The organism is Arthrobacter sp. sptzw32 (assembly GCF_059089735.1).
The window spans coordinates 226510-241652 of the sequence record NZ_JBNHEZ010000006.1 but is presented as its reverse complement, the minus strand read 5'-3'; the positions used below and the strand labels follow the sequence as shown (position 1 = coordinate 241652).

Genomic DNA, 15143 nt, shown 5'->3' with positions numbered 1-15143 from the left:
TTCGCGTGCCCCGGTTGCAATCCTCACTACAGCAAAGGTCCCGTACTTCGCGTGTGTTAGCTTGATCACCGTTCTTTCCGGCCCGCGGCCGGAAAGCCTAAATCGACCGCAGCTACCTTTTCGGAGGCACCATGGGACTTAGCTCCCACACGCAATCCAATGAACTCTTCATTGCTCCCGGCACCCCTGAAACCCCCCTGCGCCCCGGTTCAAGGCTGCTACTAAGCGCGGGACCCACTCCACAGGCAGCACCCACCGGGTTTGTTTCCGCTCTCCTGATCGATCCCGCAGCCACAGATGCCTGCACCGGTCGGGCCGTGGGCTGCGCCTGGAACCCGAGCACGTTCGCACCACTTCCCGCTGGTGGTGTTGTATGACGCCAATGAGCGGAACATCCACAGAAATCAGATCCAATGAAGTGACACAACACGGATTGCCCGTTGCGACAGGGGTCGCTGGAAGCTCCGGTGAAGCAGCGAACGAACTAAAGCGTGGGCTGAGCAGCCGTCACCTGCAGATGATAGCGATCGGCGGCGCGATTGGAACCGGACTGTTCGTAGCCTCGGGTGGCACCATTTCCCAGGCGGGTCCTGGCGGAGCGTTGGCCGCCTACGCGCTGGTCGGGCTGATGGTTTTCCTGTTGATGCAGTCACTGGGCGAGATGTCGGCCAAGATTCCGGTCGCTGGATCCTTCCAGTCCTTTGCCACCCGTTTTGTCTCACCCTCCTTTGGGTTCGCGATCGGTTGGAACTACTGGTTCAACTGGGCCATTACAGTGGCTGCCGAGCTGGTCGCAGCCGGAATCATCATGGACTTCTGGTTCCCCGGGGTCCCTGGATGGGTGTGGGCCGGGATCTTCCTGCTTGTATTGACCGGGCTCAATGCCCTCTCCGCGAAGTCGTTTGGCGAGTCAGAGTTCTGGCTCTCACTTATCAAGGTCACTGCAGTGGTGCTCTTCCTGATCGCCGGGGTGCTAATGATCTTCGGCATCCTCGGAGATAATTCCCCGGGACTGAGCAACTGGGAAAACCGCGATGACGTGTTCCACGGGGGTTGGCTCTCGATCATCTCGGTCTTCATGATTGCCGGATTCTCCTTCCAAGGCACCGAGCTCGTGGGTGTGGCTGCAGGCGAAGCCAAGGACCCACGCCGCGAAGTGCCGAAGGCTATCCGCACTGTCTTTTGGCGCATCATGCTCTTCTACATCGGCGCCATCTTCATCATCGGATGCCTGATCCCATTCAACGATCCCAGCCTGCTGGCCTCCGGCGAGGCCGACATCGCAGGATCACCATTTACCCTGGTCTTCTCCCGGGCAGGGATTGCCTTCGCTGCGGCCTTGATGAACGCGGTGATACTCACCGCCATCCTCTCCGCGGGCAACTCCGGACTCTATGCCTCCACCCGGATGCTGTACGCCATGGCCCACGACGGCATGGCCCCCAGGATCTTCGGCCGCACCAATGCCCGTGGCGTGCCAATCCCGGCGTTGCTGGCTACCGCATGCGTGGGACTTCTCGGGTTCCTCTCCGCAATCATCGGTCAGGGCGCGGCCTACTCCTGGCTACTCAACATGTCAGGCCTGTGCGGTTTCATCGTGTGGGCGGGAATCGCCATCTCCCACTACCGCTTCAGGCGCGGCTTCCTGGCCCAGGGAAACAAAGTCAGCGACCTGCCGTACAAAGCAGCCCTATTTCCCATCGGGCCACTGCTGGCATTCACCCTGTTGATCCTGGTCATTGCAGGACAGAACTACGAAGCAGTGCTCGCCGGAAGGGGCATGGAGGTCCTTTCCTCCTACATCGGGGTGCCAGTCTTCTTCGTCCTATGGCTAACTCACCGCTTCATCACCAAATCCAAAGTAGTGCAACTGCTCGACATGGATCTCACAGCACCCGAGGACCTCGAGGTCGAAGCTACCGCCGGCACACGATGACGACGCTGCCGCGGGTACCTCACTACTCCAAGGCGCCAACATAATAAGGCACATTGCAGAGACAGATACTCCCAACCGGCCCGGACACTGCCTGACAGCGTCCGGGCCGGTTCTTCACATGACTAGCGCGAACGGGATGGGCCAGCAACAATACCGCAGCTGATGAGCCGCGAGGCGTGCAGGCCTAAGAATGGCCAGGCCGCTCATCCGCCAGAAACTACCGGGATTCCCCGCAGTGACTTCTGCATCCGCGCTTCAACGCCGATAATGGATATTCCGTCAACCTGCCTCGGGCGGACACCCCGGACCTGCTGATCACGTGGCCGGAGCTGGCGGCGAACACTGACCTGTCCATGGCTGGGGTCAATTCGGGTTATCCACGGCTGGAAGCAGGAGCCGTTGGGGTAGCTCCCTGGCAGCAGTAGCGGTGGATAACCTATGAAAATTGTCCCCGGCTGTGGGCGGGCGCACCGGACTTCTCGGCAAACCGTGGGATATTTCCGGTTGCCGGGAGGACCAGGCAAGGAAGCGTATGTCAGCTTTGGGTGTGCCCAATTCCGACGCAGCGAAACGGGTGCAAGGTGGCAGCAGTGTCAATAGCGACTGCGCCGCTGGCGGAGCACGTTGATACTGCCAGCAGGACCACCCGCACTTTAGCTGACTTCCGCGCTGCTAAAGAAGTTTCCTAACAGGCCAAGCTCCGCGTCTGCTTCACGGGCTGTCGAAACTGACCCTGCGTGTTCCTCGATGGCCTCTGGTCGTAACTGTTAGAGCTGCTGGCGGGTTAGTGCCAGTATGCTTGCGGCTGTGGCGGCGGCGCCGCCATGTTGGACGATGTGGGGTTTGCCCGGTATTTCCAGGAAGCGCCCGTCGGGGGCAGTAGCTGTCAGTTTTTCGCACCAGAGCCTTGGCGCTACGGGATCACGTGATCCGCGGATGACCAGGGTGGGTTGGTTTGCCAGGGCCAGTCGGGCGTTGAGGTCGTAGGTCATCATGACGGGGAGTTCGGTGAGGTACCAGCGCGGGCCGGAGCGGGCGTAGTCGGTGAAGACTGTGGCGTTGCCGGCGGGGCTTTCGAGCAGCGAGTCAAGACCCAGGGACAGGCTTTGCTGGAAGACTGTTCGCCGGGTTGGTTCCACCACAGGTCCCAGGAGCACGAGGTGCGAGACCAGATCGGGGCGTTGAACTGCCAGTTCGGTCGCGATCTGGGTACCCATCGAGTGCCCGATCACCACCACGCGGGAGGCGCCCATTTTTTCCAGTGTCGCCGCGGTGTGGGCTGCGTAGTCGGCAATCGAGAGCTGCCGGGCCGGTGTCGGTGTTCCGCCGAAGCCGGGCAGGTCGATGGCATGGGCTTTCCCGTGCCTGGCCAGAAGGGCCTGGAGCCGCCGGTAGTAGCGGTGGGACATGCCGATGCCGTGCAGCAGCACAAAGACGTGGCCCGTGGAATCCAGCGAGCCAGCCAGGGTGTGCACGTGGGAGGTCAAGGAGCTGGTGGTGACAATCCTGGGCGTGAGGCGCGGGCCCTTCCCGGGCATGAGCAGACGGTAACGCGTTGATTCAGTGTCTGGTTGTTGGTCGATTGCGGCGTGCACCGAGTGTCCTATTCCTAAAGGGGTGGTTCAATCGGTTCTTTAGCCCAAGGTGGCGAGGGCAGCCGGGGCCGATTCGATGATGACCCGTGTGTGCGCTTCAACGGATTTCACTTCACCGTCGATTTGATACGGGATGGGTTTAAGGGTGGTGAAGGCGTAGCTACTGACGCTGGGCTGGTCTCCCAGGCCTTGGGTGGCAGCGCGCAGTGCCGTCAGCAGGATCCGGAACTTTGACCTGTGGGGGAAGATCACGACTTCGAATTTGCCGTCCGATATCTGGTCATCGGCTTCACTGAGAGTGGCGTACTTCGCCATCTCGGCGATGTTGGCGAAGACAAGGCTGTCGAACTTCCGGCGCTTGCCCTCCGTCGGGCGGATTTCGAACGGCTTGAACTTGGAAAAGGTGCGCATGACGGAGAACATTTCCTTCAACGCGCCCTTGCTGCCCTTTTCCAGATCGATCGCCATGACCGGGGTGAGGCCGAAGCCGATGTAGGAGTGGGCGTACTCAGCGGGCGCGTCTGCTGTTGCGCCCTTGCTGATACGCAGGAGGTCAATATTTCGCACCGCACCTGCGGCGATGGCGTGCTCCAGGGGCTGCGTAGCAATGATGCGGCTGTGGTCGTTGGCGTTGCCCGCAGCCAAGACGGCGCATACCGCGTGCGGGTTGCCGGCTTGCATCACGCCGTTGACAACTTCGTTATAGCCCCCGTCCCCGCTTACCGAGACGACCAGCACGTCCCGGCCGGTGCGGGCAGCGGCCCTTGCCAACTCGACGGCGTGGCCGGCATGAGCTGTGGGTTGAAGTTTGATGTCCGCAGCATAGGGGAGAAGCTCTCCGAGCTCTATCCGCAGTTGCTCGGCGAGTGCAGGTGCGTCGCCGGTGCTGTTGGGGTTGAAAATGATTACGATCGATTCGAAGGTCCGTGCAGGGGTCATGATGCGCTCCGCGGTTATTATGCGCTGTTGGTTGATGAGTGGCGCCCCCGGCGCCTGGTCCAGTCCTGATTTGGCTTCGGCTGTGTGGTGCCTAGCTGTTTCCGGTGTGGACGAGGCTGTCGGGATCCTGCTGTAGGGCGGGTGCGTCGGCGAGGCCGCGTGGGGTGAGGTCGAGGTCCTCGACGGCGGCGGGGGTATCTGGCCCGTCAGCGGGAGTGGCTTCGGGTGCAGTGGCGTCCGGGACGCTGTCCCGGTAGCTGGCATAGATTCCGGGGGATGTATCGTCTTCTCGTTTGGTCAGCATGGGGTTAGACGACAGCCCGGTAGCTGTTCAGGATGTAGTCCGTTGCCGCTGGGCCCGTCATGCGCAGGCACTGCCCGGGACTGACTCGGTGCTTCATCGCGGCCCAGAAGGTGTGCTCCGGCCGGGGGGAGTGGCGGGAGACGTGGCACCAGCTGGTGTATAGGCCGTAGAAGGAGTCTCCGTCAAGAGTGGATGTGGAATCCTGGTCGCGGTAAGTGGCTTCCTGGAGGAACTGGTCGAACTGTGAATGCGCCATGAACGGCTCTTTTCAAACACGGTGCAAAATTTTCCGCCGTTCGGCTACAGCGGCCTCAAACCCAGTGCCCTTGCACGGGACACCAAGCGGTACTGCCCAAAGTATCGGGTCCTTCACCCCAAGCAGGCCAAACAAAAAAGGTAAGACAGGACAGTCCTGGCGCAACACCGTTGTGGTGCCGCGCCAGGATCAGTCAGTTCCCGGCCCGGGGCCGGAAGAGCGCCTGTTTAGGCGTGGTTGTTGCTGACCCGGTTGCCGGCCTTCGCCAGGCCGCGGGCCACCATCAGGCCGACCGTGAGGAAGGTGATGTACTGCATTGCGTCATTGGCATTGAACACGTCAACACCGTTTTCGCTGGCGTCGTCCCCAACAACTGTGGCCGTGATAATAGTGGCTATGACCGCCGCAACGTAGACAGCGAACTCAAGGGTCCGGGTCGAAATCTTGATGTCGTTAGCGTTGCGGACAGTGCTGGAGTGCTCGTTCTGGGTGTGCGTAGTCAATGGTTCTCCTGAGACGGTGATGTGAGCGGCCGTGGCGGCCATGCAAACCGTGATCCCTTTACTGAAACCATGTCGACAACTTCTCTACAATGTAGACTTTACATGTAGACTGCTTAATAAGCAAGCTTAGGTATCGTCCCGACGGGTGGACCTGACTCCACAAACAGGACGGATACGACATGGCCTCCCCCAAAGAATCGAATAATCCGGCAGGTGTCCGCAAAGTGCGCCTGAGCAGGGAACTCGTGCTCTCCACGGCGCTGACGCTTGTGGACAAAGATGGCCTGGAAGCATTGTCGATGCGTCGCTTGGGCCAGGAGCTGCAATGCGATCCCATGAGCCTTTACCGCTACGCGGCCAACCGGGCAGCCCTGCTGGACGGGGTCTCCGAAATGGTTTTTGACGAACTGGCCATCTTTCCCGATGACCCGGACTGGCAGGCCCAGTTGCGCAAGATCGCCCATGATCTCCGGCTCCTGGCCCTGCGGCACCCCAACGTGGTGCCGTTGCTGGTCACCCGGCCCCTCTCCACACCCCTTGGCCTGCGGCCCTTGGGGACGTTGCGGCCACTGGAGCAGATTCTGGCGCTGCTGATAGAGGCCGGCTTCACCCCGGCAACAGCCCTTCACGTCTACCGCGCCTACTACGGGTTCCTCTACGGGCACATCCTGAACGAACTGCAGGAATACATCGTGGATCCGGACGAAAGCGAAGCCATCCTCCGCCTTGGCCTGCACCGCCTGCCGGCCAAAGACTTTCCCCACCTCCGCGCACTGGGCCCGGTCCTGGCCGAGTACGACGGCGCCGCAGAACTCGACCAAGGACTCAGCGTCCTGCTCTCCGGACTCAGCAACCAGCTGACCACCCACCATTCCTGAGCCAAGGCGGTACCAGGTTCAGGGTGTCCCGCATTATCCGGCCCGGCCGGTCCAAGGTTCTGGTAACAGTGTGCGGCCACATTTCCCCAAAGAACCAGAGCTGAGGGAATGGCCTCAAGTGACCAAGTCTTGGGCAGGCGCATCGTGGGATAAGTCCTCAATTGCCCAGGCAAGAATCCTCAGCTCGAACGGGTCTCGTTCCGTGAGGCCGCGCAGGTAGGCATCGAACTCGAAGATGTCTGCAGATCCACCGTGGGCCCAGTACTTTAACCACAGATCCTTCACTCAGCCCGGGTCCTTTTGCCAATGTTCGTGCCACGCCTCGTGGATCCTCCATCGGATACCTCCTTCACCATTGGGTTGCCGCTCACGGCGCTCCTACACTGTGCGCGTCAACCTTGGCACGACACACCTAGCTAGCCAGAGCTGTCCAGAGTGAGTGCCCCCAATCTGCGATCAGAGCGCATGAGAAAGCCGCTTCCCCGCCCTTTCACAGGCACTCCCCCGGCGTTTTACAAACGCCTGTGAGGATTGGGGTGGCTGGTCTGGGATTGGCTGGCAGAGTAAGTGCAGGCCGTTCCACCCTGGCGGTCGTGACTCATTAAACGCTTGGCCCCGGCTCTTTCTGGGTGTCCTGTTATCGACATGTCCGTCTGCTGGGTGGGGCGGCCGGCACCTGCCCGGCCCACCTCGGTGACTTGATCAGAAGATTGTCCGCTCCGCACGGGGCGTGGCTCGTCACAGTGCTGTTCCGAAGTGACCTCTACCCGGACTGGTTCCGGCCCGTAACGGCCCTGACCATGTCCGCGAAATGAGAAAGGTGCCAGAACCGCTATGACTATCGATGCCTATTCCCACCCGTTTGTCGTGGGTGTCGACACCCATGCCCGGAAGCACGTCTTCGCCATCATCGCCGTGCCAAGCGGCGAATGGATCGACATCCGGGATTTCCCGGCGACTGGGGCCGGGATCAGTCGCGCTATAGCTTGGGTCGCTCGTCGCACCGAAGCCGATCTAGCCACTCTGTGGGTGATCGAGGGCGCCGCTTCTTATGGTGCCGTGCTGGCCGGGGCTGTCGCAGCCGCCGGTTACCAGGTCGCCGAAGCCACGCGCACGGATGCCCTGCCGCGTCGTGGGGTTGGAAAGTCGGATCCGTTGGACGCGCACCGGATCGCTTCTGCGGTCCTTGCCTTGGAAGAGGATAAGTTGCGCCGGCCACGGCTGAATGAAGGGGTCCGCGCGGCCTTGCGGGTCCTGGTCTGTGCACGTCAGTCGATGACAACCGACCGGACCAGGACCGTGAATGCGTTGACCGAACTGCTCCGGACGAATGATTTGGGGTTGGATGTGCGCAGCTCGTTGACCGGGAGTCAGATACTGGAGGTGTCGCGCTGGCGGCCCGTGAAGAACCTCTTGCGGTGTCGGTGGCCCGTTCCGAAGCCGTTAGGCTTGCTAAGCGGATCAGCGACCTTGATGCTGAAATCAAAGCAAACGGCTCCCGCATCACCGAACTGGTTGAGGTAAGCGAAGCCGCGCCCCTGCTGCAGGAAGCCGGCTTCGGACCAGTCACGGCAGCCATTTGTCTCACCGCTTGGTCTCATCAAGGCCGAGTACGTTCCGAGGCAGCTTTCGCCTCCTTGGCCGGAGTCAACCCCATTCCCGCTTCATCCGGTAATACCGTCCGTCACAGGCTCAACCGCGGAGGCGACAGGACCCGCAATAAAGCACTGCACATGATTGCTCTAACAAGGACGGCATTCGATCCAGAAACCATCGCATACGTAGCCAGGCGGAAGGCAGAAGCTCTAACCAAGAAGGAGATCCGTCGGTGCGTGAAACGCTACCTCGCCCGACGGATCTACCGCACGCTCAATGCCAACTGCCTTAAGCCATCGCTACGTTGACAACCATAGAAGAGTCGATAACGCCTATTTTGTAAAGCTACGATCCGAGCGCAGCCTCGAGCTTCGCTCGTTTATGCTAAGGCTTTTAGCATGAGGGTTACCACAAAACGACACGATCGCCGGGCTGCCTGCGGAGTTAGAAATCTAGGCTTTCCGATTTTGTCGGTAATTACCCCGGCTGGGCGGGTTGAGGAGGAGTCTGAAGCCGTGCCGGTCCAGCGGTGAGGCCGTCGCTGAGAGCAGTACGACGGCGGTACCGGCCTCCCGGTCCAGCCCTACCCATGAGCGGAAACCCCCGGTAGCGCCGTTGTGCCAAGTGACCGTCCGACCTTTGACGTCAAGGCTGATCCAGGCGATGCCTATTCGTGCGGCAGGGCCGGCAAATTGTACCACCGGGTCCAGAGCTGCGCTCCCTGGCGCGTTCCCCTGCAGAAGTGCCAGGGCTAAGATGCCCATGTCCTGAATGCTGGCGCGCCAGCCTCCAGCCGGAGCCAGGGCTTCTCCAGTCCATGGCTCCATGGTGCGTCCGGCCCGGCTCTTGCCCGGCAGTGCCGTCTGCCGGAGTTCGTCAGGGAAAGAAGGCGCATACAGTGAATGCAGCCCCAGGGGCCCGGCGATCCGCTGGGTCATGAGGTCCCGGTACGTTGTTCGGGCTCCAGCGGCGATGGCGTGGCCGAGTAGTTCGAAGCCGAGATTTGAGTAGCGGGGCTTGGGGGACAGTAACCGCGTTTGCCGGGCCTGGGCTAGCAGTTCCTCAAGCGTCTCGCCGTACGGGTTGGTCCCGCGGCGCCATAGGGCTACCGACTGACGGAAGGTGGCCTGGGATGAGGGCAGACGCGGTAATCCGGAAGCGTGCCGGGTTATGGATTCCAGCGAAACCATGGCCGGTTCGGAGCCCTCAAGGGGCAGCAGGTCGCCTAGAGTGGTTCCGCCGTCGAGCTCCCCACGTTGGAGGGCATCGGCATAGAGGAGCCCGGTGATGCCCTTCGAGACCGACCCGATTTCGTAGTCCGCTTCCAGCGGGGCGCCTACGCTTGCCGTTGCCAGCACACCGTCCTGCACTAAAGCAACAGCAGACGCGCCCGTTCGCGGCCAGGATTTGGAGCGCCTCAGACTCCACCCCAAAGCCTCCCCGGCTGCCTCGTCGCCATAAAAACGAGCATCGTGTCGATTGTTCAGCGCCTCGCTTTTACGGTCCCCACCCATGTTGACCAGTATGACAGGCCAGGTCGGTCGCCTCTGCAGCTTCAGGACTCGGCGCTGCAGCAGTGTCCCTGGCGCAGGTAGGTATTGCCGCAACGCAGAATGCCAGCACCAGAACAGGCCGCCAGAGCCTCACCTTGTTCCATGCCATCAACTATGCCGGCAGCATCAAAATTGTCCTGCTCGCCGTCTTCGTTATCACAGCCACACTTCAGCCTTCAACTCCACCCGCCCAACTGCACAATAGCTCCGGGTTCTCGCGCTCCTGCGGGGGACAGCCCCTTTCCAAGCACTCTCCCGCCCGTTTTAAAGAGCCGATAACCGATGTTAAGTAAAGCTGTTGTTCAAGGCAACCAACAGTTGACTTTTACATCCGCGATTAACGCTCTTTAAGCAGACCCGTCCTCGGGCTGCTTAACTTCTTTTCCTTGACGATAGGCACCACGAAGACGTCAACGTCTCGCGTAGCCAGGGCACGGTCCTGCCGTCCAAGATTCACTTGAGTGGCGACAGGCCTGAAGAGGATTGCTCCGTGGATCAGCTGCTCGCGCTGGCTCGGGCGAAGCTTCTACGGGTAACGACTTTTGCGCTGGCTGGGCAGTTGTGACTTCGAATCGGGCAGAAATCCCTCGAACTGACGGCAGGAGACAGCCCTTTACAGGCACTCCCCCGGCGTTTTTCAAACGCCGATAATTATGTTATGTCAGGCAACACGGCTGATGTAAGAATACTAATACTTAGAAGAGGCTGACCTTCTCGGTACCAGCATCCGAAGAGATGGCATAGTCAGCACCACGCCGCCGCTTGCCGTCTTCGTCACTGCCGGCCGTCCTGGCCGTTGTCGTCGTGATCGTCATTATCACCGACGACGACCGACGACGACGACGTCGGCGGGCGCAGCCGCTGAGGCTCGGGGTGCTTAAATCGGATCTTTTCTACGACAGATATTGCTAACTGTCGTAGAAAAGATCCATGCAGCGAAGCCGGGCGGCACCGAAGACTTTGGCCAGAGCGAAGGACAGGTTCCAGGCAGCCGCCGGGCGACCATGTCCTGGTCGAACATCAGAGCGGATCCTGTCGGGACGAGTCGGGCCGGTCGGGACGTTCCTGTCCCAGCTCCAGGAGATTGATGTCCACTACGCCGGAAGTGCCCGGCTTCGGGGAGCCGCGCAGCTTGCGCAGCTGCTTCGCGCGGTATTCGTCTCGGGCCAGTATGAATGCATAGAAGGTGAAGCCCCCGGACAGAGCCGTGAGGAACAGCGCACCCCAGAACGGACCTTCGCCCTGTCCCAGCGGGGCCAGCAAGATCAGCACCGAAAGGGCAGTCAAGAATGCGGCAACAACTGCGAGAATTCCCATGCCCCACCAGGTGCTGACCTGAACCTGGCCACGTCCGGGAGTAAACCCGATCTCATCTGCGGGGTAGCTGTGCAGCTCGCCGATGCTGGTCTTGCGTAGAGCGCGCTTCTCTCCGGCTGCTACGGCACTCTTGTGCTCGGCGTACACGGCATCGTTTCGCCGCTCACGCTCACGGTCGTAAACCATAGTGGGTCCTATCTATAAAACGGATCTGGGCAAGCAGGGCAGCGTCGTCCAGTCCCTTGTTTCGGAAAATCCCGATCCTCAGCATGTTCCTAGGCTGCCGTGAGGACGTGGACGAATGATTACCTGCGTTTCCTCGGTGCCGTCGTAGCGGAAATTGTAGTTCACATCCAAGCTCGTGTCCGTGCCCGAGGGCTAGTACAGCTAGTGGTCACTGCTTGAACCTGGATCCATTTGAATGTCGCTGATCTAACCTTCCGCGGCTTCGGCGTCGATGCCGTAGCGCTGCACGCCGTCCCGGATTCGCTGAAGTCAGACCTCGTGCGGAAGGCGGCCTTCTGCACGGTCCCGGAGCTCATATCCAGTCGTGCGGTCTTGCTCGCTCGGATCTGCTCCGCGCCGGCGGCGTCGAAGGTGGAGAAAGCGCCAGACGACAGCGTCTTAGTCTCCGTTCCGGCTGAGGAGCAGGGCCAAGGCCAGCAACCCCGCAGCTCATCCGCGGCTGTACTGTTTCTGGCGCCGGCGTTCCGGCGCTGCCATGATGTTCATTCGATCCCCGTCGGGCGGTGCCCTGTGTTTTGTGCTGGATGGTTTTAGAGCCGGAGCGTGACGCCCTCGGCAGTGCAGGTGCCTGCACTGGCGAAGACGGCGTCCCGGACGGCGTCCTTGGATACCTGCTCAGGCTGGCCCCCGTTTTCGGCCGCCGCCGAGTGATTCATAGCCAGAACGCTCAGCGCCGCGAACAGACCGTTCAGATCTCCTGGGACGGTGGTTTTTGCGTCCTGCGCCTTCAGGTAGATGTCCTCATAGGCGTTCGGATCGGCGCCGGGAAGGGCTTTGTACTCTGCGTAGAGCGCGTTGTAGGTTTCGCAGGCCTCTTTTGCGCTGCCTGCCGCAACTGCTGTTGATGATTCTGACGGTGATGCCTGCGTGGTGATGGCTGTCTCCGCAGGTATGGAGCTGGGGCCGTTGGGTTCTATAGCAGTTGAGCTGCATGCCGTCAGGCCCGCGACTGCTGCGATGGCCGCTGCGGCGAGGATTCTCTTCACGTTGGGGCTCCTGAAGTATCTCGTAAGGGGGTTTTTGGCTCAGCCCAGCGGGAAGATCCCGATGAACCAGAACGCGGCAGGGGTATGTCTTCAAAATCCCCACGATCAAGGTGCAAGTCAGCCCTCAACGCCGAGAAGCCCCTTCCGGCATTTCCTTACGGAGCCTCACGGAATACGGGAAGTACTCCAGGGGCATCTGGATACGCGGATCCGGGTGCTTCAGAAACCATTCGTAGGCGCGGTCATCGTCGGCCTCCCACCACGGCTTCGGGAGGCCCTTGAGTTTTCGGGCCTTGCGCCCCCGCCGTTCTTCCGTGATGTTGAAGTATCCCTGGACGACTGCAAGGCCAAGGAGAAGCCCGAAGAACACCATGACCAGCCCCATGATCGGCATCTTGAAGATCGCGAGGATCCCGAGGAGCAGGCAGAACAGCGAGACCGGCGCCACCAGAACCGTCAAGAGAAGGCTGGAGTAGAAGGAACGGATCAAGTTATGGTCGCCGCCGCCCGAACTGGCACCGAGACCCCATTCTTCCTTGGTGTAAGCATGAACAGTTTTACCGCCCGCGGCATACCCGTAGTAGTACGGGCGGTTGATGAACCGCTGGTACTTCTCGTCGTTCTTCTTCTCCCCCATGGCATCAACTTTATCGGGTGGCATGGTCCCGCCAGCTGCTGAACCGCAGAGGCATCATCAAGTTGAAAGTAACTATGCTTCCCACTAGTTTGAGTCAGCTTCTCTAGCCAGCGCCCGGTTCACGGCGGTTATGTCTAGGAAGGCGCGGGGTCAAAAGGCGCATCGGAACCGCTTGTGTCGGCCACCCAGGCTGCGTGCCCGGCGCCGTCAGAATGCGACGGTTGGCAAGATGTCCATGATCTCTTCGTAGCCTGTCCGCTGGAGTCTTGCTACGGTCTGTCGTTGCTGCCGGCCTCCTGCCGACAGTTCACCTTTTTATCCTAAGCACGCCGCGCTGCAGGACGGCGATTAGTTACCGGTCACCCCGGCTTAATTGTCCCTCCTGCGCCAAAAGCTGAACGGTCACGAAACATTCAATCTGACGCCTCTGTCAACAAGCGTTGACGCGCTCCATCCCGTCAACGCTTGTTGACGGGATGGAGGTGGATCGCATGAAATAATTGGTTGCGTCCATGGACGGCAAAGGTCCGGCTGAAGCGTTGCAGGCCGTTGCTGAGCTGCAGAAGGAAGTCGGGCGCAATGAAGCTTCCCTAGTGAGGAGGGCCCGGCAGGCGGGGCTTTCCTGGGAAGTCATAGCACTGTGTCTGGGCGTGAGCAAGCAGGCTGTCCATCGTAAGTACGGGAAAGCGATAAGCGCTGCCCCGCAGTTCCCTAGCCAATTCTAGTATCAGATGGCCTGCCCCTTGCCTAGGTTCAATTCTCGACGTCTGACCAGCGCTGTGGCAGCGGCGCTGTTGGTCTTTGGCTGGTCAAGACAGCGACCTCCTGTCAGGGTCAGCTTCGTGGCGCAGGTTTATCCTTCCTGTTAGGTGGGGGTTCGTGCAGGCCGAAGGTTGAGCCTTGATCGTCCTTGCAGAGTTTGAACCGCCCGTATTCGGCGGCGTTCGTGTCGCCGAGGTCGGTGTCGTCAACGGATCCGCCGAGGTCACGGACCCGCGCCAGGGCGGCGTCCAGATCGTCCACCTTGAAGAACAGGTAGGGGGAGGCGTCGGAGTCACCTCCGTGGATGCCTCCTGGAATCCCGGCGGTGCTGATCGAGTAGCCGTCTTCTCCCGGTCCGGGCACCAGTTCCCAGTCAAAGAGTGTCCCGTAGAAGCGCCTGCCACGGGCGGCGTCCTGAACGCCAATCTCGAAGAACACTGGTTCACCGGACATCGGTCGTTACCTCTCCTGTTGCATGGTGCACCACACCCTAACCCGTTGCCACCGCACCATCAATGGGGCGGCAGAACACTGCCGCCCCCCAAAGGGTGAGCACGCAGTGTGGAGTTGGCCCGAGTAGCGTTGCCGCGGCGACGGCCTCACCGGACGCCTCGACCGGTGCCGCCGGCGTCGAGTAGCCGTAGGATGCGGGCAGGCATCTTGGGTACGTCACTGCTATCGAGGGAGCTGTCCGTGGCCGGATCAGCGTCTGATCTGCACTACCTCGGGCACGCCCGCAGGATGGAGGGCGGGCAATGACGGCGACCGAATCCGGCCCGCGGGAGGCCCTTGCTCAGCGGGTCCGTGAGCTTCTGGCCGGGTATCGAAATGTGCGTGAGGTGCGTATGTTCGGTGGGTTGTCCTTCATGGTGGAAGACCGGATGACGCTCTCCGCCGGCCGTCACGGTGACCTGCTCGTGCGCACCAATCCCGCCGAGTATGACGAGCTGCTCCGGCGTCGCGGGACGCCAGCGTACATGGGCAAGGACCGTCCGATGGGTCCTGGGTGGATCAGTGTCCCCCAGGACCAGATCCGCGGGCCTGCCGCCCTGGCGTACTGGGTGAAGGTCGAAATCGACGCACGCAGTGCGCCCGGCTGAGGGATGGACCCGGGTCAGTGCGCCTTTGACAGGGTCTCCGCCAGTGAGCGTTCCAGCAGCTCGCGCAGCACGCTGCGGTCCACGCCGGTCAAGCGCGTAAGGTAGAGGCAGGCTTGGCTGGCGCGGTGCGGGCCGAGCCGTTCCATCAGGTCGGGCCAGCGCTTTGAGAAATCGTTAGCCAGGTAGACCGTATGTTTTGCAGGTCCCGGCGCGAACGCGAGCACCGGAGCGCGGCCGCGGTGGCCGCTTTCGTAGCGGTACTCATACTCGCCAGGGCCAATAATCCGGCCTGCCCACACCACAGGCTGCTCGCCGCTAATCCCGGCCAGGAGTGCGAGCAGTTCCTCTGCCTCGGCCCGGCGGGGACCCGTGGCCCGGTCAAGTACTTCCTCAACCGGCTGACCGGACGGTGACATTGCCGGCGGCTTCGCTGCCATAGATCCCCCTCGCTTAGGTACTGAGACTGCCTAGGGCCACAGTAATGCCCGGGGCGGTTTCGGTGGCAACCCGCATATCAGCGTGCAACGCTATCGGC

At 61.2% G+C, this 15143-nt stretch carries 15 protein-coding genes and 1 pseudogene; 5 read left to right on the top strand and 11 right to left on the bottom strand.

Translation table 11 applies throughout. The features are described 5' to 3' along the window. The first annotated feature begins 517 nt into the window (after positions 1–517). A complete protein-coding gene (locus AC5RVN_RS13515) occupies positions 518–1936 on the top strand; it encodes an amino acid permease (protein WP_494138285.1) in 1419 nt (472 codons plus the stop codon). 767 nt (positions 1937–2703) lie between these two features. On the opposite strand, the gene AC5RVN_RS13510 is transcribed toward AC5RVN_RS13515, so the two are convergent. The 5 genes from AC5RVN_RS13510 to AC5RVN_RS13490 form a co-directional block, all read right to left on the bottom strand. Further along, on the bottom strand, positions 2704–3474 hold the full coding sequence (locus tag AC5RVN_RS13510) for an alpha/beta fold hydrolase (RefSeq protein WP_494138284.1): 771 nt from the start codon (positions 3472–3474) through the stop codon (positions 2704–2706). A 96-nt stretch (positions 3475–3570) separates the two neighbouring features. Continuing rightward, on the bottom strand, positions 3571–4470 hold the full coding sequence (locus AC5RVN_RS13505) for a diacylglycerol/lipid kinase family protein (RefSeq protein ID WP_494106216.1): 900 nt from the start codon (positions 4468–4470) through the stop codon (positions 3571–3573). A 91-nt stretch (positions 4471–4561) separates the two neighbouring features. Beyond that, positions 4562–4774, bottom strand: coding sequence for a hypothetical protein (locus AC5RVN_RS13500; RefSeq protein ID WP_494106217.1), 213 nt, complete (start codon positions 4772–4774; stop codon positions 4562–4564). A 4-nt stretch (positions 4775–4778) separates the two neighbouring features. Continuing rightward, a complete protein-coding gene (locus AC5RVN_RS13495; RefSeq protein ID WP_494106218.1) occupies positions 4779–5030 on the bottom strand; it encodes a hypothetical protein in 252 nt (83 codons plus the stop codon). A 227-nt stretch (positions 5031–5257) separates the two neighbouring features. Further along, positions 5258–5533: a hypothetical protein gene (locus AC5RVN_RS13490; protein ID WP_494040226.1), complete on the bottom strand. Its 276-nt coding sequence runs from the start codon at positions 5531–5533 to the stop codon at positions 5258–5260. A 179-nt stretch (positions 5534–5712) separates the two neighbouring features. Here AC5RVN_RS13490 and AC5RVN_RS13485 point away from each other — a divergent pair, with 179 nt between their 5' ends. Both AC5RVN_RS13485 and AC5RVN_RS13480 read left to right on the top strand, forming a co-directional pair. Continuing rightward, positions 5713–6411, top strand: a complete 699-nt coding sequence (locus tag AC5RVN_RS13485; protein WP_494040225.1) for a TetR/AcrR family transcriptional regulator C-terminal domain-containing protein — start codon at positions 5713–5715, stop codon at positions 6409–6411. An 834-nt stretch (positions 6412–7245) separates the two neighbouring features. Beyond that, positions 7246–8315 (top strand): annotated as a pseudogene (locus AC5RVN_RS13480) (IS110 family RNA-guided transposase). 144 nt (positions 8316–8459) lie between these two features. Here the strand turns inward: AC5RVN_RS13480 and AC5RVN_RS13475 are convergent. From AC5RVN_RS13475 to AC5RVN_RS13460, 4 genes are all read right to left on the bottom strand, one after another. Next, positions 8460–9521, bottom strand: coding sequence for a serine hydrolase domain-containing protein (locus tag AC5RVN_RS13475; protein ID WP_494138283.1), 1062 nt, complete (start codon positions 9519–9521; stop codon positions 8460–8462). Positions 9522–10580: 1059 nt separating this feature from the next. Further along, on the bottom strand, positions 10581–11063 hold the full coding sequence (locus AC5RVN_RS13470) for a hypothetical protein (RefSeq protein WP_494138282.1): 483 nt from the start codon (positions 11061–11063) through the stop codon (positions 10581–10583). A 590-nt stretch (positions 11064–11653) separates the two neighbouring features. Then, entirely contained in the window at positions 11654–12109 is a 456-nt protein-coding gene (locus AC5RVN_RS13465; RefSeq protein WP_494040222.1) for a hypothetical protein, read from the bottom strand. A 124-nt stretch (positions 12110–12233) separates the two neighbouring features. Then, positions 12234–12746 (bottom strand): hypothetical protein, encoded by a 513-nt coding sequence (locus AC5RVN_RS13460; RefSeq protein ID WP_494138281.1) that lies wholly within the window; start codon positions 12744–12746, stop codon positions 12234–12236. Between the two features lie 512 nt (positions 12747–13258). On the opposite strand from AC5RVN_RS13460, the gene AC5RVN_RS13455 reads away from it, so the two are divergent. Further along, positions 13259–13471 carry an AsnC family protein gene (locus AC5RVN_RS13455; RefSeq protein WP_494138280.1) on the top strand — a complete coding sequence of 71 codons (213 nt, stop codon included), beginning with the start codon at positions 13259–13261 and terminating at the stop codon, positions 13469–13471. Positions 13472–13580: 109 nt separating this feature from the next. Here AC5RVN_RS13455 and AC5RVN_RS13450 read toward each other — a convergent pair whose 3' ends face one another. Then, positions 13581–13961, bottom strand: a complete 381-nt coding sequence (locus tag AC5RVN_RS13450) for a VOC family protein (protein ID WP_494138279.1) — start codon at positions 13959–13961, stop codon at positions 13581–13583. Between the two features lie 302 nt (positions 13962–14263). On the opposite strand from AC5RVN_RS13450, the gene AC5RVN_RS13445 reads away from it, so the two are divergent. Further along, entirely contained in the window at positions 14264–14608 is a 345-nt protein-coding gene (locus AC5RVN_RS13445; RefSeq protein WP_494040218.1) for a TfoX/Sxy family protein, read from the top strand. 14 nt (positions 14609–14622) lie between these two features. On the opposite strand, the gene AC5RVN_RS13440 is transcribed toward AC5RVN_RS13445, so the two are convergent. Next, positions 14623–15045 (bottom strand): DUF1801 domain-containing protein, encoded by a 423-nt coding sequence (locus tag AC5RVN_RS13440; RefSeq protein WP_494138278.1) that lies wholly within the window; start codon positions 15043–15045, stop codon positions 14623–14625. Between the last annotated feature and the right edge of the window lie 98 nt (positions 15046–15143).

Coding starts and splice junctions, on each gene's coding strand:
- AC5RVN_RS13450 (WP_494138279.1), bottom strand. CDS start 13,961: ATGTCCGGTGAACCAGTGTTCTTCGAGATTGGCGTTCAGGACGCCGCC.
- AC5RVN_RS13485 (WP_494040225.1), top strand. CDS start 5,713: ATGGCCTCCCCCAAAGAATCGAATAATCCGGCAGGTGTCCGCAAAGTG.
- AC5RVN_RS13495 (WP_494106218.1), bottom strand. CDS start 5,030: ATGGCGCATTCACAGTTCGACCAGTTCCTCCAGGAAGCCACTTACCGC.
- AC5RVN_RS13445 (WP_494040218.1), top strand. CDS start 14,264: ATGACGGCGACCGAATCCGGCCCGCGGGAGGCCCTTGCTCAGCGGGTC.
- AC5RVN_RS13455 (WP_494138280.1), top strand. CDS start 13,259: ATGGACGGCAAAGGTCCGGCTGAAGCGTTGCAGGCCGTTGCTGAGCTG.
- AC5RVN_RS13460 (WP_494138281.1), bottom strand. CDS start 12,746: ATGGGGGAGAAGAAGAACGACGAGAAGTACCAGCGGTTCATCAACCGC.
- AC5RVN_RS13475 (WP_494138283.1), bottom strand. CDS start 9,521: ATGGGTGGGGACCGTAAAAGCGAGGCGCTGAACAATCGACACGATGCT.
- AC5RVN_RS13510 (WP_494138284.1), bottom strand. CDS start 3,474: ATGCCCGGGAAGGGCCCGCGCCTCACGCCCAGGATTGTCACCACCAGC.
- AC5RVN_RS13505 (WP_494106216.1), bottom strand. CDS start 4,470: ATGACCCCTGCACGGACCTTCGAATCGATCGTAATCATTTTCAACCCC.
- AC5RVN_RS13500 (WP_494106217.1), bottom strand. CDS start 4,774: ATGCTGACCAAACGAGAAGACGATACATCCCCCGGAATCTATGCCAGC.
- AC5RVN_RS13470 (WP_494138282.1), bottom strand. CDS start 11,063: ATGGTTTACGACCGTGAGCGTGAGCGGCGAAACGATGCCGTGTACGCC.
- AC5RVN_RS13515 (WP_494138285.1), top strand. CDS start 518: ATGATAGCGATCGGCGGCGCGATTGGAACCGGACTGTTCGTAGCCTCG.
- AC5RVN_RS13440 (WP_494138278.1), bottom strand. CDS start 15,045: ATGGCAGCGAAGCCGCCGGCAATGTCACCGTCCGGTCAGCCGGTTGAG.